General features: G+C 70.3%; 29 protein-coding genes. 18 read left to right on the top strand and 11 right to left on the bottom strand.

Annotation, left to right across the window (positions count from 1 at the left end):
• Window positions 1-114 precede the first annotated feature (114 nt).
• The 3 genes from ACLQ28_RS06015 to ACLQ28_RS06005 are packed head-to-tail and all read left to right on the top strand — an operon-like array spanning window position 115 to window position 2,848.
• Window positions 115-978, top strand: a complete 864-nt coding sequence (locus ACLQ28_RS06015; protein ID WP_425685176.1) for a peptidoglycan-binding domain-containing protein — start codon at window positions 115-117, stop codon at window positions 976-978.
• A gap of 52 nt (window positions 979-1,030) precedes the next feature.
• Entirely contained in the window at window positions 1,031-1,915 is an 885-nt protein-coding gene (locus tag ACLQ28_RS06010; protein ID WP_425685175.1) for a peptidase inhibitor family I36 protein, read from the top strand.
• Between the two features lie 6 nt (window positions 1,916-1,921).
• Window positions 1,922-2,848, top strand: a complete 927-nt coding sequence (locus tag ACLQ28_RS06005) for a peptidase inhibitor family I36 protein (protein WP_425685174.1) — start codon at window positions 1,922-1,924, stop codon at window positions 2,846-2,848.
• A gap of 78 nt (window positions 2,849-2,926) precedes the next feature.
• On the opposite strand, the gene ACLQ28_RS06000 is transcribed toward ACLQ28_RS06005, so the two are convergent.
• From ACLQ28_RS06000 to ACLQ28_RS05970, 7 genes are all read right to left on the bottom strand, one after another.
• Window positions 2,927-3,307: a hypothetical protein gene (locus ACLQ28_RS06000; RefSeq protein WP_425685173.1), complete on the bottom strand. Its 381-nt coding sequence runs from the start codon at window positions 3,305-3,307 to the stop codon at window positions 2,927-2,929.
• 23 nt (window positions 3,308-3,330) lie between these two features.
• A complete protein-coding gene (locus tag ACLQ28_RS05995; RefSeq protein WP_425685172.1) occupies window positions 3,331-5,034 on the bottom strand; it encodes an ADP-ribosyltransferase in 1,704 nt (567 codons plus the stop codon).
• Window positions 5,031-5,351, bottom strand: a complete 321-nt coding sequence (locus ACLQ28_RS05990) for a hypothetical protein (protein WP_425685171.1) — start codon at window positions 5,349-5,351, stop codon at window positions 5,031-5,033. The genes ACLQ28_RS05995 and ACLQ28_RS05990 overlap by 4 nt, the downstream gene beginning before the upstream one ends.
• On the bottom strand, window positions 5,338-5,778 hold the full coding sequence (locus tag ACLQ28_RS05985) for a YbaB/EbfC family nucleoid-associated protein (RefSeq protein WP_425685170.1): 441 nt from the start codon (window positions 5,776-5,778) through the stop codon (window positions 5,338-5,340). The genes ACLQ28_RS05990 and ACLQ28_RS05985 overlap by 14 nt, the downstream gene beginning before the upstream one ends.
• Before the next feature lie 232 nt (window positions 5,779-6,010).
• Entirely contained in the window at window positions 6,011-6,535 is a 525-nt protein-coding gene (locus ACLQ28_RS05980; RefSeq protein WP_425685169.1) for a GNAT family N-acetyltransferase, read from the bottom strand.
• Window positions 6,536-6,604: 69 nt separating this feature from the next.
• The gene (locus tag ACLQ28_RS05975) at window positions 6,605-7,561 is read right to left on the bottom strand and encodes a GNAT family N-acetyltransferase (RefSeq protein WP_425685168.1); all 957 of its coding nucleotides are present in this window, start codon (window positions 7,559-7,561) and stop codon (window positions 6,605-6,607) included.
• A complete protein-coding gene (locus ACLQ28_RS05970; RefSeq protein WP_425685167.1) occupies window positions 7,558-8,169 on the bottom strand; it encodes a dihydrofolate reductase family protein in 612 nt (203 codons plus the stop codon). The genes ACLQ28_RS05975 and ACLQ28_RS05970 overlap by 4 nt, the downstream gene beginning before the upstream one ends.
• Before the next feature lie 61 nt (window positions 8,170-8,230).
• Here ACLQ28_RS05970 and ACLQ28_RS05965 point away from each other — a divergent pair, with 61 nt between their 5' ends.
• Complete coding sequence (locus tag ACLQ28_RS05965) at window positions 8,231-9,190, top strand: LysR family transcriptional regulator (RefSeq protein WP_425685166.1); 960 nt, start codon at window positions 8,231-8,233, stop codon at window positions 9,188-9,190.
• A gap of 15 nt (window positions 9,191-9,205) precedes the next feature.
• On the opposite strand, the gene ACLQ28_RS05960 is transcribed toward ACLQ28_RS05965, so the two are convergent.
• From ACLQ28_RS05960 to ACLQ28_RS05950, 3 genes are all read right to left on the bottom strand, one after another.
• Window positions 9,206-9,406, bottom strand: a complete 201-nt coding sequence (locus tag ACLQ28_RS05960; RefSeq protein WP_425685165.1) for a GNAT family N-acetyltransferase — start codon at window positions 9,404-9,406, stop codon at window positions 9,206-9,208.
• A 57-nt stretch (window positions 9,407-9,463) separates the two neighbouring features.
• A complete protein-coding gene (locus ACLQ28_RS05955) occupies window positions 9,464-10,624 on the bottom strand; it encodes a low temperature requirement protein A (RefSeq protein ID WP_425685164.1) in 1,161 nt (386 codons plus the stop codon).
• 76 nt (window positions 10,625-10,700) lie between these two features.
• Complete coding sequence (locus ACLQ28_RS05950; protein ID WP_425685163.1) at window positions 10,701-11,489, bottom strand: SAM-dependent methyltransferase; 789 nt, start codon at window positions 11,487-11,489, stop codon at window positions 10,701-10,703.
• A 146-nt stretch (window positions 11,490-11,635) separates the two neighbouring features.
• On the opposite strand from ACLQ28_RS05950, the gene ACLQ28_RS05945 reads away from it, so the two are divergent.
• The gene (locus ACLQ28_RS05945; protein WP_425685162.1) at window positions 11,636-12,109 is read left to right on the top strand and encodes a hypothetical protein; all 474 of its coding nucleotides are present in this window, start codon (window positions 11,636-11,638) and stop codon (window positions 12,107-12,109) included.
• A gap of 130 nt (window positions 12,110-12,239) precedes the next feature.
• Entirely contained in the window at window positions 12,240-12,869 is a 630-nt protein-coding gene (locus tag ACLQ28_RS05940) for a phosphatase PAP2 family protein (protein ID WP_425685161.1), read from the top strand.
• 21 nt (window positions 12,870-12,890) lie between these two features.
• Here the strand turns inward: ACLQ28_RS05940 and ACLQ28_RS05935 are convergent, their stop codons facing one another.
• Window positions 12,891-13,598, bottom strand: coding sequence for a prepilin peptidase (locus ACLQ28_RS05935; protein WP_425685160.1), 708 nt, complete (start codon window positions 13,596-13,598; stop codon window positions 12,891-12,893).
• A gap of 210 nt (window positions 13,599-13,808) precedes the next feature.
• Here ACLQ28_RS05935 and ACLQ28_RS05930 point away from each other — a divergent pair, with 210 nt between their 5' ends.
• The 12 genes from ACLQ28_RS05930 to ACLQ28_RS05875 all read left to right on the top strand — a co-directional run bounded on the left by ACLQ28_RS05930 (window position 13,809) and on the right by ACLQ28_RS05875 (window position 22,388).
• On the top strand, window positions 13,809-13,979 hold the full coding sequence (locus tag ACLQ28_RS05930; protein ID WP_425685159.1) for a hypothetical protein: 171 nt from the start codon (window positions 13,809-13,811) through the stop codon (window positions 13,977-13,979).
• 385 nt (window positions 13,980-14,364) lie between these two features.
• The gene (locus tag ACLQ28_RS05925) at window positions 14,365-14,931 is read left to right on the top strand and encodes a hypothetical protein (protein WP_425685158.1); all 567 of its coding nucleotides are present in this window, start codon (window positions 14,365-14,367) and stop codon (window positions 14,929-14,931) included.
• Complete coding sequence (locus tag ACLQ28_RS05920; protein ID WP_425685157.1) at window positions 14,925-15,893, top strand: hypothetical protein; 969 nt, start codon at window positions 14,925-14,927, stop codon at window positions 15,891-15,893. The genes ACLQ28_RS05925 and ACLQ28_RS05920 overlap by 7 nt, the downstream gene beginning before the upstream one ends.
• Window positions 15,890-16,549 (top strand): SAF domain-containing protein, encoded by a 660-nt coding sequence (locus tag ACLQ28_RS05915; RefSeq protein WP_425685156.1) that lies wholly within the window; start codon window positions 15,890-15,892, stop codon window positions 16,547-16,549. The genes ACLQ28_RS05920 and ACLQ28_RS05915 overlap by 4 nt, the downstream gene beginning before the upstream one ends.
• A gap of 2 nt (window positions 16,550-16,551) precedes the next feature.
• Window positions 16,552-17,352, top strand: coding sequence for a ParA family protein (locus ACLQ28_RS05910; RefSeq protein WP_425685155.1), 801 nt, complete (start codon window positions 16,552-16,554; stop codon window positions 17,350-17,352).
• Window positions 17,342-18,883 carry a CpaF family protein gene (locus tag ACLQ28_RS05905; RefSeq protein ID WP_425685154.1) on the top strand — a complete coding sequence of 514 codons (1,542 nt, stop codon included), beginning with the start codon at window positions 17,342-17,344 and terminating at the stop codon, window positions 18,881-18,883. Before ACLQ28_RS05910 ends, ACLQ28_RS05905 begins: the two co-directional genes overlap by 11 nt.
• 7 nt (window positions 18,884-18,890) lie before the next feature.
• Entirely contained in the window at window positions 18,891-19,790 is a 900-nt protein-coding gene (locus ACLQ28_RS05900; protein ID WP_425685349.1) for a type II secretion system F family protein, read from the top strand.
• A gap of 117 nt (window positions 19,791-19,907) precedes the next feature.
• Window positions 19,908-20,777 (top strand): type II secretion system F family protein, encoded by an 870-nt coding sequence (locus ACLQ28_RS05895; protein WP_425685348.1) that lies wholly within the window; start codon window positions 19,908-19,910, stop codon window positions 20,775-20,777.
• A 24-nt stretch (window positions 20,778-20,801) separates the two neighbouring features.
• Window positions 20,802-21,008, top strand: a complete 207-nt coding sequence (locus ACLQ28_RS05890) for a hypothetical protein (protein ID WP_425685153.1) — start codon at window positions 20,802-20,804, stop codon at window positions 21,006-21,008.
• Window positions 21,009-21,016: 8 nt separating this feature from the next.
• On the top strand, window positions 21,017-21,460 hold the full coding sequence (locus ACLQ28_RS05885) for a TadE family protein (protein WP_425685152.1): 444 nt from the start codon (window positions 21,017-21,019) through the stop codon (window positions 21,458-21,460).
• Window positions 21,457-21,927 carry a TadE/TadG family type IV pilus assembly protein gene (locus ACLQ28_RS05880; protein WP_425685151.1) on the top strand — a complete coding sequence of 157 codons (471 nt, stop codon included), beginning with the start codon at window positions 21,457-21,459 and terminating at the stop codon, window positions 21,925-21,927. Before ACLQ28_RS05885 ends, ACLQ28_RS05880 begins: the two co-directional genes overlap by 4 nt.
• Window positions 21,924-22,388: a pilus assembly protein TadG-related protein gene (locus tag ACLQ28_RS05875; protein ID WP_425685150.1), complete on the top strand. Its 465-nt coding sequence runs from the start codon at window positions 21,924-21,926 to the stop codon at window positions 22,386-22,388. Before ACLQ28_RS05880 ends, ACLQ28_RS05875 begins: the two co-directional genes overlap by 4 nt.
• Window positions 22,389-22,391: the final 3 nt, after the last annotated feature.

Raw genomic sequence — 22,391 nt, 5'->3', positions numbered from 1 at the left:
GGTCCGCGACGGCCTGACGAATCTGACAGGACAACGGGGTACCGAACAACAGGTCGCTTCTCGCAGGGTGAGTCCGTTCCCAACGCGACTCACCACCTACGAGGAGGATCGTCTATGCGCCGACCCTGGATAGCTGTCGGGCTCGCCGTGCTCTGCGGGGCCGTCAGCGTCCCGGCCCAAGCATCGGCCGCGAAGTCCGGCGCCACAGCGCAGCCGAGCGTCACCACGGCCGCGCTGCCTGTCGTGTCCATGGAGGCCACCGTTCTGGCGGCCCAGATCGACCCCCGCCGTGCCGACAACACGCTGACCCCGGGCGCGAAGAGTTCCGTGCTCTCCGTGGAGCAGGCGCTCCAGGCGAAGGGCCTGTTGGACGCGCAGTGGGTCGACGGCTACTTCGGCACCGTGACCATCTCGGCGTACGCGGCCTACCAGCGCTCGCTCGGCTACACCGGCCTCGCCGCGAACGGGCTGCCCGGCACGACTTCCCTCACGAAGCTCGGGCAGAACCGTTACACCGTCAACAAAACGATCGGCCCAGGCGCGAAGGTCCAGCGTGACGGGTACGTCGTCGACGCCCGTACCGAGGCGATGCTGGCCGAGGCTCAGCGTCTGCTCGGTTACACCCTGGTGCTCGATCAGGGCTCGTACAACCCTGGGGGCGACCCGACCTCGGCCGGTACGCACGACGGTGGGGGTGTGGTGGACATCGCGGTCACCGGCATGACCGCCGCCAAGCGCACCGCCGTCGCCCGGGCTCTACGCCAGGTCGGCTTCGCCGCCTGGGTCCGTAACCCGAGTCAGGGTGACTGGCCGTGGCACATCCACGCCACGGCGATCAGCGACACGGACCTGTCCAGCCAGGCGCAGCACCAGGTCGGCGACTACTACCTCGGCATGAACGGCCTGGCCAACCAGGGCCCGGATGACGGTCCTCAGATGCCGTTCACAACCTGGGAGCAGTACCAGCGCGGGCAGTGACCCGCACCGAACCCATCCGCCAACCAACGCTAACCGTCCGCGAAAGGACACCATGAACATCCGCAAGAGCCTCGCCGTCGTCGGCGCCGCGCTCGCCATGACCACCTCCATCCTGACCGTCGGCTCCCCCGCGCAGGCGGCGGCCCGGGACGGGGTCTGTGACAGCGGTGAGTTCTGCTACTACTACAACAGCGACAACGCTGGCTCGATCTCGGACTTCACCGGGTCGCTCGCCGACTACGGCACCGAGCAGCCCTCGTGCTACGACTTCAAGGGCGCTGGCGCCGGCAAGGGCCTGTGCATCAAGAACGAGGCCGCCTCGGTCTGGAACCGCAGCACCAAGACCGTGCGGGTCTACTTCAACAGCGACTACGCCGGTTCTTACCAGGACTTCGCTGCCGGGGCGAAGGGCAACCTCAGCGCCACGCTGAAGAACAACAACGCATCGCACCAGTTCTCGCCGTCGACGCGCACGAACATGTCGTACGCCCTGTACCAGGCCAGCGGCGGCTCGGTCACGTGCGGCTTCGACGGATACACCACCACGCCCGGCCGGCACGAGGGCATCGACATCGCCCGCAGCGTCGGCTCGGACGTGCACGCCCTGGTCTCCGGAACGGTCACCTACGTCGCGCAGGGCAGCACCGGCAGCGGCGGCCTGTCCACGATCGCCGTCTACAACTCCTCGCTCAACAAGACGGTGGTCTACCTGCACACCGCGCCGAGGTCCGGCGTGAGCGCGGGCGACGCCATCAGCAAGGGCGAGATCATCGCCGATGAGTCGTGGCACGGGGTGTCCTCCAGCTCGGGCGCGCACACCCACGTCGAGGTTCGGGCCGGCCGGCAGACCCGCGCGGCCGTCAGCGTCGGTGACCCCACCCTGGACAACGCCGACCCGACCTCGTTCTGGAACTCCCAGGGCTACAACGAGAAGTAGGACACCGTGAATATTCGCAAGGGCCTCGCCGTCGTCGGCGCCGTCCTCGCCATGGCCACCTCCATCCTGACCGTCGCCTCGCCAGCGCAGGCGGCGGCTCGGGACGGGGTCTGCGACAGCGGCGAGTTCTGCTACTACTACAACAGCAACCAGGCCGGCTCGGTCTCCGACTTCACCGACTCCCAGGACGACTACGGCACGACTCAGCCGTCGTGCTACGAGTTCAAGGGTGCGGGCAGCGGCAAGGGCCTGTGCGTGAAGAACAACGCCGCGTCCGTGTGGAACCGCACCTCCAAGACCGTGCGGGTCTACTTCAACAGCAACTTCGCCGGTGCGACCCAGGACTTCGCTGCCGGGGCGAAGGGCAACCTCAACGCCACGCTGAAGAACAACAACGCATCGCACGAGCTGCTGACGGGCGGGGTGACGGGCTGCAGCACCGACGGCACCAACAGCAAGCTGCCAACCACCATCCTCGTCTACCGGGTCAGCCTCGGGCGAGTCGACCGGGTTGACTTCAAGACGTACGTCAAGAACGTCCTCCCGAACGAGTGGATAACGAGTTGGCCGGCCGCTTCGCTGGACGCCGGTGCGATGGCCGTCAAGAGCTACGCCTGGTACTGGGCGTTGCACTCGACCCGGAAGACGCCCTCCGGGCAGTGCTACGACGTCGCTGACAACACCAACGACCAGGTGTACCGGCCGTCGTCTGCGGTGGCCTCCACGTCAGCCGCGGTGGACCGCACCTGGTCGACCAGGATGACCCGGAGCGGCAACATCCTGCGGGCGCACTACTGCGCGACCACCACCGCGTGCGGTGGCTGGGTGGACGGGAACTGGATGTCGCAGTACGGCTCGCGTGATCAAGCGAACGCGGGCAAGAACTACCAGGCGATTCTGCACTACTACTACAGCGACGTGGCCATTTCCTGACGTCACGCGCCAACCGCGCCGCCCGCCGCATGTCTGCGACGGGCGGCGCGTTCGTTGTCGAGCAGGCCTGAGTGAGCCTTACGGCTGCCGCGCCTCGGGCTCCTGGGCGTAGGCCCGCAGCGCCGCCAGGCCCGGCGCTTCCTGCGCGGCCACGTCCGGCACGAAACCGGCCTTCGCGTGCTCCGGCTTGCCGGCCCATTGCCGCAGCACCTGTAGCGGGCGCACCTGGTTGGCCTTCGCCCAGCGGATGCGCTGCACCCACCCGATGCCCGCGTTGAGCCCAACGTGGCCGGCATCGGGGCGTACGACGAAACCGGCCGCGTCGTCGGTCACGGCTGCCCAGAGGTAACCGATGGTCCGTCCGCCGAGCTGCACCGGCAGAACCCGCACCGGCGACGTCGTAGTGTCCGGGTAGTTGTCGGGCATGGAAACGGTCTGGAACTCCGGATCCTCCGACATCGGGCCGCGGATCATGGCACCTCTCAGTTACTCGTGCCGGGGACGATGCGGCCACGGACGTGCAGGCGGCCGGCAGCGTCGTAGTCGGCGGAGTCGATCACGTACGTCTGCCCCCGACCGAGCAACAACTCCCGTTCGGCGGGGAAATCGGAGACGCCGTCAACGTACATTGCGGGAGTGCCGGCGGGCACCTCCAGGTGCAGGACGACCGGCTTGTGCGGGGCGAAGTTGGCGTCCGGGCCGAGTGCCGTCGACAGGTACGCCGGCTCGTGCTGGGTGCTGCCGACCAGCTGCGCGGGGTCGCAGTTGAAGGCGTTCAGGCCGGTTTCCCGGGTGACCATCACGTTGTCCGGCACCGGTCGGAGGTTCATCGACTCGTCGATCCGGGTGATGACCTCGGACAGCTCAGGACTGGTCGGCGAGTGTCCGCGCAGCGCCCCGTTGATGTCCTTGTAGTCCGGCGGCCACGGATCTGCCCCGGGAGGCTTCTCACCGGTGTACCAGCGGAGCGCGTCGGCCTGGTCGGGGGTCAGGTCAGCCTGCGCCTCTGCCCAGGTGGCCCGCCCCCAAGCGGCACCGTCGTCGTTGGTGGCGAACGTCTGCGGTTCCGGCTGATCGGGCGGCCGGCCCGGCCCGTCTGCCGGGTCGAAGCCCGGGTCGGTCCCGTCCGGGGAGGTCCCGTCCGGGTCGGTCCCGTCCGGGTCGGTCCCGTCCGGGGTTGAGCCGTCCGGGGTTGAGCCGTCCGGGGACGAACCGCCCGACGAGGAACCGTCCGGCGAGGAACCGTCCGGGGAGGCACCAGTCGGCGCGCCACCGCCGGGGCTGTCCACCGCCCAGGGCGGTGCCGCCGTCGCCCCGCCGTGCCCATTGCCGCCCCCAGTTGGCGGCGGCCCGTCAACCCTGGGACCGGTGGTCGGCAGGTCCGGGGCCGCAGGGCCCCCGCTCGGGGAGCGCCGGAGGCTCTTCAGAACCGCCTCCAACGTGTCGACGAGTTCGCCGAGGCGGGAGAAGATTGGACGGAGCCGGTTGACGGTGGACGCGAGAGCGGCGAGGACCTTGGCCACCTTCGCGACCCACTTCGCGACCAGAGCGGACACCTGCGCGGCAACCCACGGGGTGGCGAGGCCCAGGGTGAGGCCGGCTTCGGCGAGCCATTCCCAGAGCCGGACCGCGAGCACCGAGACGAAGTCGGCGATCAGGTCCCGGACCAGCTCGCGGACCAGCGCCACCAGCAGGCCAGCACCCTCGACCAGCATGCCGATCAGGTCGGCGGCGGACGCGATGTCCTGCAGGCTGCCCACGTGCTTCGCCGCGTACGCCCGATAGGCGTCGGACGCCGCACCCGCCCAGTCGGCGAGATCGCTGCCCACCGCCGCGCCGAAGGCCGTGGCCTGCGTGCCGACGTGACGGGCGACGTTGTGCCAGGTCTGTGCGTAGGCGGTGATCTGGTCCGGGTCGCCGGCCAACCAGTCGAGCGCGTCGGAGAGAGGCTGCACGTGCTCGATCAGCCACGCCACGCCCCACGAGACCAGCGACCCGACGGGGTCGGTGCAGAACGCCAATGCCTCCATCGACGCGCCGACGCCGCCGATCGTGGCGTCCACCCAGGAGCCTGACTCGATGCCGGCGCGCAGGCCGGCGATGCCCTCGGCCACTCCGACGCCGCTGTACCAGCCGGTGGTGTCCTCTCGCGTCGCAACCAGCGAGATGGCCGCGTCGGCGCTCACCGGTACATTCCATTGAAGCTGGCGGAGATGCCGGAGTCGGCCTCATCGTAGGCGCGGGCGTTGGACTCCAGCCCACCCACGGCGCTGCGTAGGGACTCCTCGGCGGCGGCCAGCGCAGCCACCGCCCGATCCTGCAGCAGGTCCAGGAACAGCGGGATCACCTGGCAGACGGGCAGCTTCCCGTACGCCTCGGAACCCATCACCACGTGCTCCGCCGCCGCGTGGGCCTGGTCCACCTCCCCGGCGATCCGGTCCACCGAGCGTGCGTGCTGGACCAGTGCCGAGCTGGTGACCTCGAAACCCTTATCGGCGGTCACGGCGGCCTCCCGCCTCCGGCCCCGGGTCGCTCCTGTCGTCCTCGGGCTGCTCCGGGAAGCGGCGTTCGTAGCTGGAGAGGACCGCCCGGGCGGTTTCCGAGTCGGAGCCGACGGTCTCCGCCGCAACCTCGGCCACCTGGGCGGAGAGCCGTCCCTGTGCGCGCCGCATCACGGTCAGCACCTCGGCGGCGATCTCAGCGGGCCGCCACCGCAGCACCCGGTCATCGAGGCGCAGGTCGGTCAGCACGCCGGACGCCGCCACCGTGACCTGGACGGCGCCATCGGCACCATCGGCGGTGGCCGACATGGCCGCCACTCGTGCGGAGAGCGCCTGCGTCTGTGCTGCCCGCTCCGAGACACCTGCCGTCCAGGAAGCCACGAATCGTTCGGTCGCCTCGCCGTAGTCGCCCATCGGCATCTGGGTCATGTCATCCTCCCCGTCGCCGGACACGCCCTGCCTGGTCGCGCGCCCAGCCCGCGCCGCCGGCCGTCCAGCAACCGACGGCCACGGCGCACACACCGTACGACACAGCGGGTTGCGATGACGTCCCCTGTCAGTCCGGTGAAGGCCGATCTGATGCACCGGTAAGAGCGACGTACCGCAGCCGTGCCAACCGACCGGAGACCGGAGCGTCGGGTCAGCGGTCGACTTCGGCCGTCTAGAGATCTGTCGCGATCATCGAGAAGACGGCCAGGTCGTGGCCCTTTTCGCCATCCCAATCGGCCATCCGCAAAGTGCCTTCCCGCTGGTATCCGGCGTTTTCAGCGACCCGCACGGAAGCGACGTTGTCGACGCGGGCGCGCAACTGGATTCGCCGCATCCCGCCCTCGGTGAGCGCCCATCGGCCGACCGCGCGGGCCGCCTCACTCGCATGACCTCGACCGCGCTGGCTGGCCAGCACCCCGTAGCCGATTTCGCTGCGTCCGGCCCTCCAGTCGGTGTCTCGCAACCCGATGCTGCCGACGATCTCGCCGCTGGCCGCCTCCACCATCGCCAAGAGCACGCCGGCACCGTCCAGCCGCCGTTGTTGCGTCTCAGCCAGCCATCCGTCCACATCGGCGACGGCCTGCGGGGGGCCCGGTGGCAGCGCCGTCAGGTCCCTGGCCCTCACGAACGCCGCCACCTGGGGCGCGTCCCGCGGCCCGAACTCACGAAGCTCTAATCCACCGGAGGTGATCTGCACAGGAGCGAACATGGTCGGGAGCGTAAAGGCACACCAAAGTCGTCGCGCGGGATTATCCCCGCGGGCGGCTCACTGCCAGGCCATGTTGATGGCACGCTCGAAGTTGACATAGCCAGCGCGGGCAAACGCGTTTGCCATGGGGACGTTGCCCAGGTCGGTGGCGGCACGGATGCGAGGAACGTCTTCGGCGGCCAGGATTCGGGTGCCTTCAGCGAGGAGGCCGTCGACGTAGCCGTGGCCCCGGTGTTCTGGCACGACGCCAAGATAGGCGATCACCGGGTGGTAGGAATTGCGCGCCGGGACGACGAACCCGACCGGCTCGCCGTCCTCGCCCAACGTGCCGATGCGCCACCACTGACGAGGGCTGGAGTACGTGGCGAACTCCTGCTCGTAGTGCTTGACGGCGGCCTCGTGTGGGGACATCTGTGCCAGGTCCTCGCGGCTGTGCGCGTCCAGGGTCCCGTCCAGGGTGCGGGTCATCAGCGCGACCAGCTCGTCGGTGTCGAGGGCCGGGCGGAAGGCCAGGCGCCCATCGGGCGCGGGCAGATCGGCCCCGGGTCGCCACTCCAGGCGCAGCCGCTCGACCGTCAGGTGTGCGCCGGTGTTTTCGAGGACGCCCATCCTCCGTCGCACCGCCTGGTACGTGTCCGGGTCCTCGCGCCAGTCCGCCGGGAGGAAGCGACCGTACTCGGGTGGGGTGGCGCCGGACGGCACAACCTGCTTCGCGGCCGTCTCATACAGCGCCTGCGCCACCTCGGTCAGGTCCTCGGCGCCGTCTTCGATGTCGAGGATGTCCAGCAGCAGCGGGGTGCTGTCGCCGGCCCGGCCCCACCAGGCGACCCTCGCCAACACGCGGTCGCCGTGCAGGGCCACCCACATCCACTCGGGTCGGCGGCGTCGAACGACCAGGTCGTCGGCGAGTTCGTGGTTGATCGTGTATGGCAGGCGGTTGAACAGGGCGATCTCGTCCGCACCGGTGATGGGACGGATCGTGACGCCGCCGGGGATCGTGTTGCTGCTGGTCATGTGGGCTCGTTCTCGTTCGTCGTGCGGGAGTAGGTCAGGAAGAGCGCACCACTGTCCAGGACGGTGTGGTCGATCATGCGCCAGGTGCGTGGGGTGAAGACGGCGTCGCGGCCGAACAGCGGAATGCCGGCGCCGATGGTCAACGGAGCGAGCTTGACGATCAGCTGATCGATCTCGGGGTAGAGGGCACCGGCCAGGGTGCCGCCGCCAATCACCCAGATGTCCTTGCCGTCGTGCCGCTTGAGCTCACGCACGGTGGCAATCGGGTCCGTGGACATGACCTCGACGGCTGGGTCCGGGCTCTGACCGAGCGTGCGCGAGAACACCAGGTGGCGCAGGTGCGGGTAGGCGTCGGTCACGCCGGCCTTCAGACCCACCTCGTAGGAGTTGCGGCCTTCGAGGACGGTGTCGAACCGGCCGCCGTGGTCGGTGATGCCGAACGCCTGCCTGGCCGGCCCGGGGAGGGTTTCCGGATACTCGGTGACGAGGTGGTGCAGGTAGTCGTCCGGGATGGGCCAGAACCCGCCGGGGCCGGTGGGGTCAGCGCCGTCGGGAGCGGCGATGAAGCCGTCCAGGGTGACTGCGATGTAATACACGAGCTTGCGCACGGACATCTCCTTCCTTTCCGTGTCGGTTGCTGTTTCCTCGTTGTGATGATCACCAGCGTGCGTGGGAACGTGCCCGGCTACAAGGTCACGCCTGGTAACGTGCCATAACCCCTCGCTAATGCACGGATCGGACCCAGTGGTGGAACTTCGGGACATTGAAATCTTTCTCGTCCTGGCGGAGGAGCTGCATTTCACCCGCACCGCTGAGCGGCTGCACGTGACCCAGGCCCGGGTCAGCCAGGCGATCAAGAAGCAGGAACGCCGGATCGGTGCCGCCCTGTTCGAGCGCAACAACCGGAACGTGACGCTGACGCCGATCGGTCAACAGCTCTTCGACGACATCGAGCCCATGTACCGAGGCCTGCACGAGGGCATGGATCGGGCCAGGCTCGCGGCCCGCGGCAAGACCGGCGTGTTGAGGATCGGGTCCATCGCCGTCAATCTTCACGACTTCCGCCCGTTGTTCGACACGTTCGCGCACGATCACCCCACGTGCGAGGTGCAGCTACGACACGTCGACTTTGGCGACCCCTTCGGGCAGCTGCGCGCCGGGGAGATCGACATGCAGATCGTCTGGCTCCCCGTCCGGGAACCGGACCTCACCGTCGGCCCGGTCATCTACACCGAATCCATCGTGCTGGCCGTTGGGGCAACCCACCCGCTGGCAAGTCGCGATTCGGTCTCCTACGAGGATCTGGCGGACGAGACGGTGATGGGTGGGGCCCGGCCCGACTACTGGCGAGAAGTCTTGGTGCCCCTACGCACGCCCAGCGGACGTCTGATCCGCATCGGCCCGTCCGTCTCCAATTTTCAGGAGATGATCCCGATCCTCGCGACGGGCGAAGCTGTCTCGCCCGTGCACGCCCAGGCCGCCCGCTACTACGCGCGGCCAGACATCGCCTACGTGCCGATCCGCGACGCCCCGCCTGCTCAGTGGGGCCTGATCTGGCGAACCGGCACCGAGACGGAACTCATCCGATCGTTCGCCGACACCGCGCACCACCTCAACTCCGTCGAATAGCGCCACCGGAAAGGGTCAGCGTCGCAGCTGTTTCTCGAACCAGTGGTGGGCGTAGTGCTCGGTGTTGTACGCCTCGATCTCCCGATAACCGGCCGCGCGGTACGTGGCGATCGCCTCGGTGAGGTTGCGGTTGGTGTCCAGCCGCACGGCGGTCACGTCACGCTCGGCTGCGTACCTTTCCAGCTCACCGAGCAGCCGCCGCCCGATCAGGAACACGCCGGCCGGCGGGACGAGTGCCTGGTCGTGGACCGGGCTGCTCAGTGCTGGGTTTGGTCAGGTAGGTCGAGGGTGGCGGTAGGACATGATGCCGGCGTGGTCCAGGACGACCACCACGAACACCACTGCGGTGGCGACCGCACTGACCGCCAGCAGCGGCAGTCGCAGGACGGCCGCGGCGCCGGCCAGCAGCAACAGGGCGACCACCCGTGGCCAGGACAGCCGTTGGTGGATCGCCACCGAGAGGAGGATCCGCCCGAGGAGGAACAGCATCGGACCACCCAGGATGACCACGACAGCGGTCGTGTCACCGACCCTGGTGGGGTGGGCGATGCTCAACTCCGCGCCGACGGCGGTGACCACCAGCCCGGCGACCATCACCAGGTGCAGGTATCCGGTGATGACGCCGAGCCGGGATGGGTCGGCGTGCTCGATGGCCGTGCCCAGCCGCAGGCCGGCGGGCGTCACGTAGAGCAGACCGATCAGCACCGAGGTGGCGAAGACCAGCAGGAAGGCGGCGGTCTCCGCGAGGTCGAGGCGGGTTCCGCCGTACGTCAGGCCGGCGACCAGGACCAGTTCGCCGAGGGCGATGATCATGATTTGCTGGTACCGCTCGGCGACGTGCTCGCCGGCGAGGTGCAACTCCTGCCGCCTCGTCCGGCCCAGCCGTGGAGTGGGCCAGCCGAGTCGCGGGCCGGTGAAGTCGATGGCGAGGCCGAGCAGCCAGAGCGGCACCCGCCACTCCGGCAGGAACCCGCCGGCCAGCCACGGCACGGCGGAGACGCTGAACCAGCAGAGGATTCGCAGCGCCCGGGTCTGCCGCGGGTGACCGCGCAGCGTGAAAGCGGTGACCGCACCCCGGACGATGTGTACCGCGACGTACGCGCAAGCGAAGAGCTGGCCCCGCCCGTCCAGCGCCTGCGGGACCGCCACCCCGGCCAGCAGACTGCCCAGCGTGGCGGCGATCAGCACCGCTCGGATGGTCGGGGTTTCCGGATCGAACCAGTCGGCGAACCAGGTGGTGGGCACCCAGATCCACCAGACAGCCGCTAGCAGCAGCGCGGTACGCAGCGCGCCGACCAGGGTGAGGTCGTGGAGCAGATGCTGGGCCAACTGACTGAGGGCGAGCACGAACGCCAGATCGAAGAAGAGCTCCAGGAACGAGGCGCTGAGCGGTGTGACGCTTCCCCGCAGCAGCCGTTCAGGCCTGCTCGCCATCGGCGCTCCTCCCGGTGGCACGCACGCCTCGCGTCCGTCGTACCACCCGAGGAGGGCCGCCGGAGGCGAAAGCGGGTCAGCGGCGGACGCCGACCCCCGCGTACCCGTGCGAATCCACAGCCTCCGGCTCGCCGTCCGGCCGCCACAGGGTGGTCGCGACCAGGCCGGGCTCCACCAGGTCGTAACCGCTGAAGAAGCGCGAGGCCTCGGCGTGCGTGCGGGGCACCAGTGGGGCGCTGCTGTTGCGGTAGACGGCCTGGCCGCGCTCGGCCAGCTCCGGCGGAATGCCGTCCAAGGTCAGGTGGGACAGCACCAGGTGACTGCCGGGCACGGTGGCGTCACGCAGCTTGGCGATCGCCGCCCACGGGTCGTCGTCGTCCGGCACGAAGTGCAGCACCGCGAGGAGCAGCACCGCCACCGGGCGGTCCAGGTCGAGGGTGGCCCGTACGTCCGGGTGAGCCAGTAACTCGTCCGGTCGTCGCAGGTCACCCTGGACGACCGCGGTGCCGGGTACGCCGGTCAGCAACTGCCGGGCGTACGCGACGGCCACCTCGTCGTAGTCGACGTAGACCACCCGCGCGTCGGGCACCACAGCCTGCACCACCTCGTGCACAGCGTCCTGGGTGGGCAGCCCGGCACCAATGTCCAGGAACTGGCGGACGCCCTGCTCAGCGGCGTACCGGACGGCTCGGCGCAGGAAATGCCGGTTGGTCTGGGCGGCGACTCCGGTCTCCGGGAAGATTTCCAGCACCCGGTCGGCGGCGGCCCGGTCAGCGGCGAAGTTGTGGTTGCCGCCGAGGAAGTAGTCGTACATCCGGGCGACGTTGGGTTTGGTGGTGGCGTCGGGTGCCGGCTGTTCGGTCATGACGGAGCCCTTCGACGGCGGGGGGTTGATCTCGATGTCTAGCACCCGTGGCGACGACCCGCTGACCCCCCGTGTCGTTGATCCGGCTGCGCCCATGGTCGTCGCTGACCACGGTGGGGGCAGCGACTCAACGAGGAGGGACGCCGATGACCACTCAGCGGGAAACCGTGCAGGTCGACCACGACCTGTTCCGCGCCGTGTACGAATCGCCCGCAGCACTGCCCGGCCGACACCGCTGGACCACCCCGGAGTCGGACGTCCGACGGCTGGAGAAGCTGCTCGGCATGCCGGCCCGCAGCATCGGTGCCCCACTCTGGGTCAGCGGCGACGAACCCGACTGCCCGAAGTGCAGTCGGCGGGTCACCTGGTTCGACATCGTCTCGTCGGCGCTCTCCGGCCTGCATGACAAGGCCATGATCGCCACGGTCATCCTCGGCGAGCGCAAGTACGTCAACACCGAGATCCCGGATGCCATCGCCGGGGTGCGCTGCGCCGACTGCCACACCGCGATCGACGGCCTGCGCAGCTTCAAGTGCCACAACTGGGCGTACGCCTTCGAGGCGCTGGAGGCCGTCCGCGAACGGATGGCTGGCGGTCCCGCGCCGACCTCGGCGGACTGAGCGATCGTGTGCCTACTGAGCAGACGAAGGTCGTGGAGCCCGCCCGACCTTCGACATCCGTGCTGCCCTCTGCCGTGTTCCCAGGGTGTCGCCGAGGTGAACGAGGTATGAACATGGTGTGAGGTGATGCATGGCCAACAACGGCAGCATGGACGTTCCGGAGATCAGTGTTGAGTGGTACAACGACGTCGTCGACGCCGCCGCCAGCAGCCCCGAGCCGGTGCAGTGGTTCGTCGGGCACGCCACCGAGGGGGTGCTCCTGCTGCTCGGTGCGCTGCTGCTGATGGCCGCGCTGAGCCGCCGGTCCGGCGGTCCGCACGACCGGGCACTCGCCCTGATCGCGCCGGTGCCAGCCCTCCTGGCGTACGCGGGCAGCGAATGGCTCAAGACCGTGGTGGACGAGGAACGCCCATGCCGGACGGTCGGTCGGGCGATCATCGCGGGTGCCTGCCCACCCCCGGGTGACTGGTCGTTCCCCAGCAACCACGCCACCCTGGCCGGCGCGCTGGCGGTGACGACGCTGCTGCTCTCCCGCCGACTCGGCCTGGTCGCGCTGCCATTGGCCGCGCTGGCCGCCTTCTCCCGGGTGTTCGTGGGGGTGCACTACCCGCACGACGTGATCGTGGGCGTGCTGTTTGGTGCGCTGGTCGCCGTGGTGGCAACCCCGCTGCTGGCCCGCCCGACCGCCGAGGCGCTACGCCGTCGAACCAACCGCGCCGACCGCGCGGCCCCCAAACTGGCAAGCCGCTCCCGCCCCTGACCCCGGCTGCGGGCGTCGGCCTCAACCGGCCAGCAGGAGCGCGCTCACCGTGCCGAGCAGCAGAAACGGGCCGAACGGCAGGTGCGTGCTCCAGCGGGCCCGACGCGCGGCCAGCAGGCCCACACTCACCAGGGCGGACAGCCCGAAAGCAACAAACAGGCCGGAGACCAGCACCGGCCAGCCGTACCAGCCGAGCAGCGCGCCCACGCTGAGCGCCAACTTGGCGTCGCCCAGCCCGAAGCCACGGCGACCCAGCAGCAACGTGCTGCTGGCGAAGAACAGCGCCAGCCCCGCGCCGCCGATCGCGGCCCGCAGCCAGTGCCCCGGGTCGGCATCGAGCGCGGCCACGCCGAGCAGGAGCCAGGTCCCGGCCGCCGCTGGCAGGGTGAGCCGATCCGGCAACCGGTGCACGGCCAGGTCGACGAAGACCGCCGGGATCGTCCAGCCGAGCCACCAGGCCAGCGCCGGCAGCGCCCCACCCGACGGGCCGACAAGTGCCAGCAGCACCACTGCGGTGAGCCCGGCCAACTCGACAGTGCCCGGCGGTGGCCCGACCCGTGCCCGGCAGCGCCCGCACCGGGCCGCCGGCCCCAGCGCCGGCCAGGGCCGGGTCAGGCCGATCGGCGCGCCGCAGGCGTCGCAGCCGGTCCGGCTTGGCATCCCCGAGGGTACGGCGTAGCGCAGCGCAGCCATCCGCATCAGCGGGCTGACCGCGAGGATCGCAAACACGGTCGAGACCCGGGCGCGAGCCACAGCCGAGACGAGCGCCGCCGAACGTTTACGACGTCCAGGCGCCACCGGCTGGTGGGCGGGCTCCGTCGGGCCACCGGACGGCGGGGGTGCCGGGCCCCGATCGGGTGGGTTTTCCCGACCTGGGACGGCCGCAGGGGGGCCGGTCAGCGCCACGTCGCCTCCATCACGCCTCGGCAGCCTGCCCCGATGGTGAACACGGAGTGTGACTGGGCGATCGCCGCGGTGTGGCGGATGGCGCAGAAAGCGACCTGCCCACCCGACGGCAAGAGGGTGGCCTCGGCCGGCCCCGGGTCGGGCACCCCGTCGGACGAGGCAGTTCGTCGATCGATCGACACCTCCGCCCGGATGCCGGGATGAGGCCGCGATGTCCCACTCCCGGGACCGGTGACGAGGCCCAGGCGAGCCCATTCGGCCGTGCGACGCCCGATCATTGACGACTCCTCGCTGAGCCATTGCGCGAGACGCGGCGCGGACACCCGCCACCACCACCTGTCATCACGGAGAGTGTTCACTTGAATTGCCTCTGTCGCATTGTCGAGCGTCAGCCTATGCTCGCCCCTTGGGTGTGACGCAAGCCTCACCTTCACAACCGGACGACACAGGACCTTGCATTTGCAGAAGATCCGTAACGGTGAATGCAGAAGCGCAATGAACGGCTCCGGATGTGCTGATCCGAGCGCGCTTCCGCAGGCCCGCGGCGGTGATCCGTCACCGCGTCGGGCGACCAGGAGGAGGCTCGACAGTGCGCGGACGGCAGCTCAGACGAGCGGCAATCTGCCTGCTGGCGGTCGTGGCGGCAGTGCCGGTCACCGCCTGCGCCAGCGGGCAGGAGGCCGTCGAACGGCCAACGACAAGCCAGGACGACGGACAACGGGCAGATCCCGACGTCGAACGGCGAGCTGCCGAAAAAGCAGCACTTGACGCGTACTCGGGCTATCTCGCCGCCTCGCGGACGGCGAGTGGGCGCAGTGATCCGCGCGCGCCGGAACTGTCCCGATTCCTCGCTGATCCACTTCTCACGCGGGTTCGATTGTCCATTCGGGAGGCTAAGGAGCACGGCGCTATGCGTACCGGGACGTTGAAGTCCGACCCGACCGTGACCGTCGTCAGCCTGGACGCGAAGCCGGCCACCGTCGAGATCCAGGACTGTCTGGACACGACCGGCTACCAGCTGGTCTACGCCAAGGACAAGCGCGTGGTCCCGGGCAGCAGGGGCGGCAGGCACCTCTCCACCGCCACCGCGACCCGATATCCCGACGGCCGCTGGCTGATCAACTCCGGCACGGCGCATCGGGACCAGCCGTGCTGACCTGGGGAACAAGCGGCACTCCGACCCAGACCCCCCGGGTCACGGCGTCTCGGCGGGCACTCGTCGGGATCGGCCTCGCGCTCCTGCTGGTGGTCAGCGCGACCCTGCCGGCTGCCGCCGCCCTGCGCGCCGGCCCGGGGGCCGGCTGCCCGCCCGACCAGCCCGACTGCAGCGTCTGGGACGACGAACCCGGCAAACCGGGGGAACCCGGCGGCGGCGGAGACAACGGTGGCGGGGACTCCGGCGGCGGTGGGGGCGGCGGCGGCGGCTGCCAGTGGAACGGGCGGACCATCCCCTGCTACGACGAGTACAAGGGCTGGTTCAACAGCAACGACGGCTGCTACTACAAGCTGGCCGAGCCGCAGGGCGAGGCACCCGAGGGCAAGCAGTGGTACGTAAAGACCTGCAACGGCGGCGCAGACATCGGCAATGAAGACCCGGTGCTGCTGGACGAGCCGCCGCCCGGCTTCGGCGCGCCGCCCGACCCGGAGGAGTTGGCCCGTCGTGCTTTCGCGTCGATCACGCTGCTACCGGCGCCCCTGGCGGTCGCACCACGGAAGAGAAACGGCCCCGGCCTGGTCGGCCTGCCGGTGTGGATGTGGTCCGAGCAGAAACGCGACTACTTCGGCCCGATATTCGCCGACGAGACCGACCGGGACGTGACCGTCGTAATCACGGCGGAGGTCAAGCGGATCGTCTGGGACATGGGCAACGGAGAGCAGGTCCCCTGCGACGACGCCGGCACCAAGTACGAAGCGACGGGCGAACACGCCGGCGGGACCTCCCCGGACTGCGGCTACGACGACGGCTACCAGAAGGCCGGCACCTACGACGTCACCGCCACCACGTACTGGACGGTGACCTGGCGCGGAGGTGGCCGGACCGGAGAAATCCCCGGGGTGACCCGGAAGAGCGGCATCGTGCAGATCCAGATCAACGAACTCCAGGTGGTGACCCGATGAGCCTCGCGACACACAACGGGACCGGGTCGGTCGACGCACCCGTCAGCCCGCCCAAGGTGGTCCGGCAGCGTCGGGTCCGCCCCGGGTTGCTCGGCCTCGCCGTGCTCCTGATCGCCCTCGGTGGGCTGGGCGCGGCGTTCGCGGTCACCTCGGTCCGGGCCACCGGCAGTTACCTCGCGGTGGCCCGAGATGTGGAGGTGGGCCGGGAGATCAGCGCCAGCGACCTGGTCACCGTGCAGGTCGCCGGCGGCCAGGGACTGCGCCCGGTGCCCGCCGGCCGGCTCGACGAGGTGGTCGGCAAACGGGCCGCGGTGGCGCTCGTCCCCGGCACACTGCTCACCCTGGGGCAGATCACCGACGACCCGCTGCTCGGCCCGGGCCAGCAGCAGATCGCGCTCGGCTTGAAGACCGCCCAGGTGCCCGCTCGCCAACTGCACCCGGGGGACAAGGTCCTGCTGGTGAGCACCCCGGACCGCAGCAACACCGGGCAAGCTGACACCGCCGGCACCAGATTCCCCGCCACCGTGATCGACATGGTCAGCCCGGCCAGCGACGACAAGGTGCTGTACCTGGCGCTCAGCACCCGGGACGTGCCCGCCGTCGTGGCGCTCGCCGCGCAGGAGCGCCTCGCCGTCGTGCTCACCGAGGCGGCCTGAGCATGGCGATCATCGCCCTGGTGTCCGCGAAGGGTTCGCCCGGCGTCACGACCTCCGCGCTGGCCTGCACGCTGGCCTGGCACCGGCGGCTGGTGCTCGCCGAATGCGACCCGGCCGGCGGCTCGATCCTCGCCGGCTACCTCGGCGGCCAGTTGGACGGCCCACGCGGCATCGGCGAGCTGGCCGTCGGGGAGCTGCGCGACGGCAACCTGGAGACCGCGTTCTGGTCACAGCTCGTCGACCTGGACGCACCCCGACGGGAACGACTGCTGCTGCCCGGGCTCGTCGACCCCACCCAGGGCGGCAGTGTCACCCCGCTGTGGCAACGGTTCGCCGACTACTTCAACGCCCTGGACCGCGGCACCCCCGGCTACGACGTGCTGGTCGACTGCGGCCGGCTGCACGTGACCGGGCCACCGTGGCCCGTGCTGCGGGCCGCCTCGGTGGTGCTGCTGGTGACCCGGGCACAACTGCCGGACCTCTCCGGCACCCGTGCGGTGGTCACCTCGATCGAACGGGACTTCGCCGAGCACCGGGTGCCACCGGGCACCCTGCGGCTGCTGTTGATCGGCGGCGGGCACGGGCGAGCCGAGATCAGCCGCGCCCTGAAACTGCCGGTGATCGCACGGCTGCCGGACGACCCGCGTACCGCCGGGGTGCTCGCTCTGGGCGGCACCGTGCGGACCGGAAGGCCGCTGATGCGCGCGGCCGCCGCGCTGGAGGTGCCGATCGGGGCACTGCTGGAGCGGCGGCAGGCCCGGCTGGCGTGGCCCGTGCAGCAGGGGGTGCCAGATGCGGTTTGAGCCGGTCTCCGCCGACCCGCGCCAACAGCCCCCCGGTGTCACCTCCACCGCGCCGCCACTGGCCGCGCCGAACGGCCGGTACCACGAGTCCGTGCCGATGCCACAGCCGACGTCCGCGGCCACACCGCCAACGGAGTCGACGCCCCGCCCCCGGATGGACTTCCAGGTGGTCCGGGAGCTGCGTCGGGAACTCACCGAACGGCTCACCCTGTGGCAGCGCGGCCGGGAGTTCTCAGTCGACGAGGAGGACACCGAGCGGGCCCGGCTGGCCGTCATGGTGGTCGCCCAGTACGCGGATTCGGTACGCCGGGCCGGCACGCCGATGGCCGCCGGTGAGGAACGCCTGCTGCTCGACCAGGTGACCGCCGAGCTGGTCGGGCTCGGCCGGCTCCAGACGCTGCTGGTCGACGACACCATCGAAGAGGTGCACATCCTCGGCTGCGACCAGGTACGCATCACCCGCCACGGCGGTGGGGTGGACTGGGCCGAGCCGATCGCCGACAGCGACGCCGAGCTGGTGGAGATCCTCCAGGCGGCGGCCCGCCGGGCGGGCGCGACCGAGCGGTCCCTGTCGACAGTGAAGCCCACCCTCGACCTGCAACTGCCCGACGGCAGCCGGCTGGCCGCGGTGTTCCTGGTCAGCCACCGCCCGTACGCGGTGATCCGTAAACACAACACCCTGGACGTGAGCCTCGACGACGTCGCGGGCGCCCGGGGTGACCTGGACGAGATGATCGACCCACTGCTGCGCGACTTCCTGCGCGCGGCGATGCGCGCCGGGCTGAACATCATGGTCGCCGGGCTGGCCGGTGCCGGAAAGACCACGATCATCCGGGCGCTGATGAACGAGATCCCGCCCGACGAGCCGTACGTGCTGCTGGAGGAGAGCCGGGAGCTGCTGCCGGCCCGCCGCCGCGAGCGGCACCGGGCGGTGATGAGCTTCGAGGCACGGGAGGGGCACGGCGAACGCGGCTTCGACGGCCGTCCAGCCGGCGAGGTGACCATCGCCGACCTGATCCCGCTGTCGCTACGGATGGGCGTGTTGCGGATCATCGTGGGTGAGGTGCGGTCCCGGGAGATCGTGCCGATGCTCCAGGCGATGACCACCAGCCGGGGCTCGATGTGCACCATCCACGCCCGCACGGCTGCCGGAGTGGGTGAACGGATCGTCGAGCTGGCGCTGGCGCACGGCCGCGAGATGACCGTCGACCAGGCCCGCCGCATGGCCGGCAACGCCCTCGACCTGATCGTCTACGTCACCGTCGAGGACGAGACAGCCATCGGTGGGCGTAAACACCGGTTCGTGTCGCATGTGGAGGAGGTGATCGGGGCCGGCGAAGCCGGTCGCATCACCACCACCACGGTCTTCGGGCCCGGCCCCGACGGTCGTGCGGTCCCCCGACACCTGCCCGAGCGGGTCCGCGACCAGTTGATGCGGGTGGGTTACGACGCGCGGCTGCTGACCCGGTGGATCGAGGCCGGCGCAGGCGCCTGGCGGCGACCCCGACAGACCCGACTGGCCCGGCGGTGACCTGATGATGGGCAGCCTGGAGTTGATCGCGGTGGTCTCCGGGGCCGCCTGTGTGGCCGGGCTGCTGTTGGCCGTGGTCGCGCTGATCGGCACCCGACGGCCCCCCGGGCCGCGCCCAGGCGGCGGGCCGGGCCTTGGTCGACTGTGGCGCGGACCTGGCACCACGCCGGCGGAGCAGCGGGCCTACCAGGCGCTGCTGGTCGCCGCTCTGGTCGCCGGCGCGTTGGCTTTCCTGCTGACCGGGCTGCCGGTGGTGGGCCTGCTGGTGGCGGTGGCGGTGCCCGGCACCCCGTGGCTGTTCGGTGTGGGCAAGGCCGAGCAGCGGGCCATCGCCCGGATCGAGGCGGTCGGCGAGTGGACCCGCCGGCTCAAGGACGTCTCCGGCACCGGGCAGGGCCTCCAACAGTCGATCATCGGCACGATCGGCAGCGTGCCACCCGGCGTCGAGGACGAGGTACGGCTGCTCGCCGCCCGTCTGCAGGCCGGCTGGATGGCCCGCTCCGCGCTGCTGGCGTTCGCCGACGAGATCGGTGACCCGGTCTGCGACCAGGTGGTCGCGGCGCTGATCCTGCACCTCTCCGACCGGGGTGAGCGGCTCGGCGACGTGCTCGGCTCGATCGCCGGGGCAGCTGCGGCTGAGGTGGCCACCCGCCGGGAGATCGAGGCCAAGCGCACCCAGCCCCGGTTCGCGGTCCGCTTCCTCACCGGGATGACCCTCGCCACCCTGGCGTACGGGCTGCTCAACACCGAGTACATCAAGCCGTACGACACGTCGACCGGTCAGGTGGTGATGGCCGCCCTCGGTGCCGCCTTCATCGGCCTGCTGGCCTGGGTGCGGTCGATGAGCCAGCCGCAGCGGCCGGCCCGGTTCCTGCCGGCGCCCGACCCATCCGAGGTGATCGCGTGAGCGCGAGGAGTGCAGCGCAGCGGAGCCCCGCAGTCGCGAACGAAAGGCGGCTCCCGTGAGCGCGAGGAGTGCAGCGCAGCGGAGCCCCGCAGTCGCGAACGAAAGGCGGCTCCCGTGATCGTGAACTGGCCATTGGCCATCGCGGTCTGCGGTGGTGCCGGGATCGGGTTCGGCGTGTTTCTGGTGGTCCGGGAGTTGGTGCCGGCAAGCCCGGCGCTCGGGCCGGCGCTGCGCCGACTGCATCAGCCGCCGGGCACCGGCCGGGTCGCCTCCCCCGCATCCCGACGGCTGGACTGGCTGAGCGGGATGTCCCGCTGGCTACGCCCGCCGCACCGGCAGCTCGCCCTGATCGGTCAGACCCCCGAGCAGTACGCGCTGTCGGTGCTGCTCTCCGCGCTGATCGGGCTGGCCACGCCGACCCTGCTCGGGGTGGCGCTGGTAGTGCTCGGCATCTCGATCCCGCTGGTCGTACCGGTGCTCGGCAGCCTCGGTCTGGCGCTGATGGGCGGCCTGCTGGCGCATCGGGCCGTCCTGACCAAGGCCGAGGCAGCCCGGGACGAGTTCCGCCAGGCCGTCTGCACGTACCTGGACCTGGTGGCGTTGCAACTCTCCGCCGCGCACGGGCCGGTGCAGTCGCTGGAACGTGCCGCGGCGGTCTGTGACGGCTGGGTGTTCGACCGAATCCAGGAGTCGCTGCGGATCGCCCAGATGCAGATGCACGCACCGTGGGACGAGCTGCGCGACCTCGCCGACAAGATCGGCATTCCGGAGTTGGGCGACGTCGGCGCGATCATGCGCTCCTCCGGCAGCGAGGGGGCGCAGGTGCACGAGACCCTGCGCAGCCGGGCCGACTCGCTACGCGACCAGATCCGCACCGACAACCTCGCCCGTGCCGAGGGGGTCACCAGCAAGCTCGACATTCCGGGCGCACTGCTCGTTTTCGTGCTGCTCGGCTTCGTCCTCTACCCGTTCATGGCCCGCATCTGACCCCGTCCACTGAAGGAGTACGCCATGTCCATCCTCAGCTACCTGCACGTCGTGCTGACGACGCGCTTGGCCGAACTGCGCCGCGACGGTGAACGCGGCGACAGCCCGGTGCCCACCGCAGTGATCATCGCCGGTCTGGTTTTCGTTGCGGCCGCCGTCACCGCAGCGGCCCTGACCAAGGCCAACAACTGGATGACCGGCATCCCGAACCACACGAACCCGGGCCCGTAGTAGCCGGCATGGGCCGAGCCGCTTACCCGACGTGGCACCGGGCGGTCAGCGCCGCCCGGCGTCGCCTCGCGGCCAGCGATCGGGAGCGAGGCGCCAACCCGGTCGAGCTGGCCGTGATGATGCCGCTGATCCTGGTGCTGCTCTTCGCCTCCATCCAGGTCGCGGCCGTCTTCCTCGCCCGCTCGACCGCGTTGAACGCCGCGCAGAGCGGCGTCAATGCCCAGCGGCCGTACCAGGCGGGAGGCGGTGCCGGGGTGGACAGCGCCACCCGCTTCCTGAAGGCCTCCGGCGGCTGGCTGGTGGGCTGGGACAAGACCGGCCCGACCTGCGTGACCACCGAAACTGACGTGACCTGCACGGTGAGTGGGCGATCCGTGTCGGTGGTGCCGGGTGTGGACTTCGCGGTGCAGCAGACCGCCCACGGGACGGTGGAAAGGTTGACCCAGCCATGACCCGTACCACCGAGCGGGGCTCGGTCTCCATCGAGGTGGCGGTGCTCGCGCCCGCGTTCATCGCGCTGATGGTGCTGGCCGGCGTGGTCGGGCGCTCTGCGGTGGCGGCGGAGGCGATCGATGCCGCAGCGCACGACGCTGCCCGCGCGGCCTCGATCTCCCGGGAGTCGGGCGCTGCCCGGAGAGAGGCGTTGGAGGCCGCCCAGAATCAGTTGGACTGGCGTGGGTTGGCCTGCACCAACGACCTGGCCCCGGTGTTCAGCGGCTCGGTGGTCGGCGAGACTGACACCAGCTTCGACAACGCGTTCAAGAGCAAGGTCGGCGAGGACGCCACCGTGACGGTGGAGATCACCTGCCTGGTGTCGTTCAGGGACATCACGCTCGACATCCTGCCCGGGATGCCGAGCGAGAGGCAGATCAGCGCAAAATTCACCTCACCGCTGGACCGCTACCGGGGCCGGCAATGACCGCCACCACTCCGACTGCCCGGCACCCCGCCACCGGCGATCACGGCCGGGTGAGCATCTTCCTGGCGGTGGCGATGATCGGCGTACTGGCCATCGTTGGCCTCACCTTCGACGGCGCCGGGCAGCTACGCACCCTGCAACGCGCCGAAAATCTGGCCGCCGAGGCTGCCCGCGCCGGTGGTCAGGCCATCAACCGGGCCACCGCGATCGAGGGCGGACCAACGCGGATCGACCAGCCTCAGGCCCGCGTCGCGGTCGACAAATACCTGGACGTCGCCGCTGGCACTACCGGCCACAGCGTGAGTTTCCCCGAGGTCGCCGGGGAAACCCTGATCCGGGTCACCGTCACGATCACCTACAACCGCTCGATGCTCGGGCTGTTCTTCAGGGACAACACGGTCACCGTCACCGGCGAGGCGACCGCGCGAGCCATCATCGCCGTAGCACCAGCAGCACCGTAGGAG

The sequence above is a fragment of the Micromonospora sp. DT201 genome (assembly GCF_049841575.1).
Taxonomy (GTDB): Bacteria; Actinomycetota; Actinomycetes; order Mycobacteriales; family Micromonosporaceae; genus Micromonospora.
Note: the sequence above shows the minus strand (reverse complement) of the source record. Positions and strands in the feature narration are given on the sequence as shown.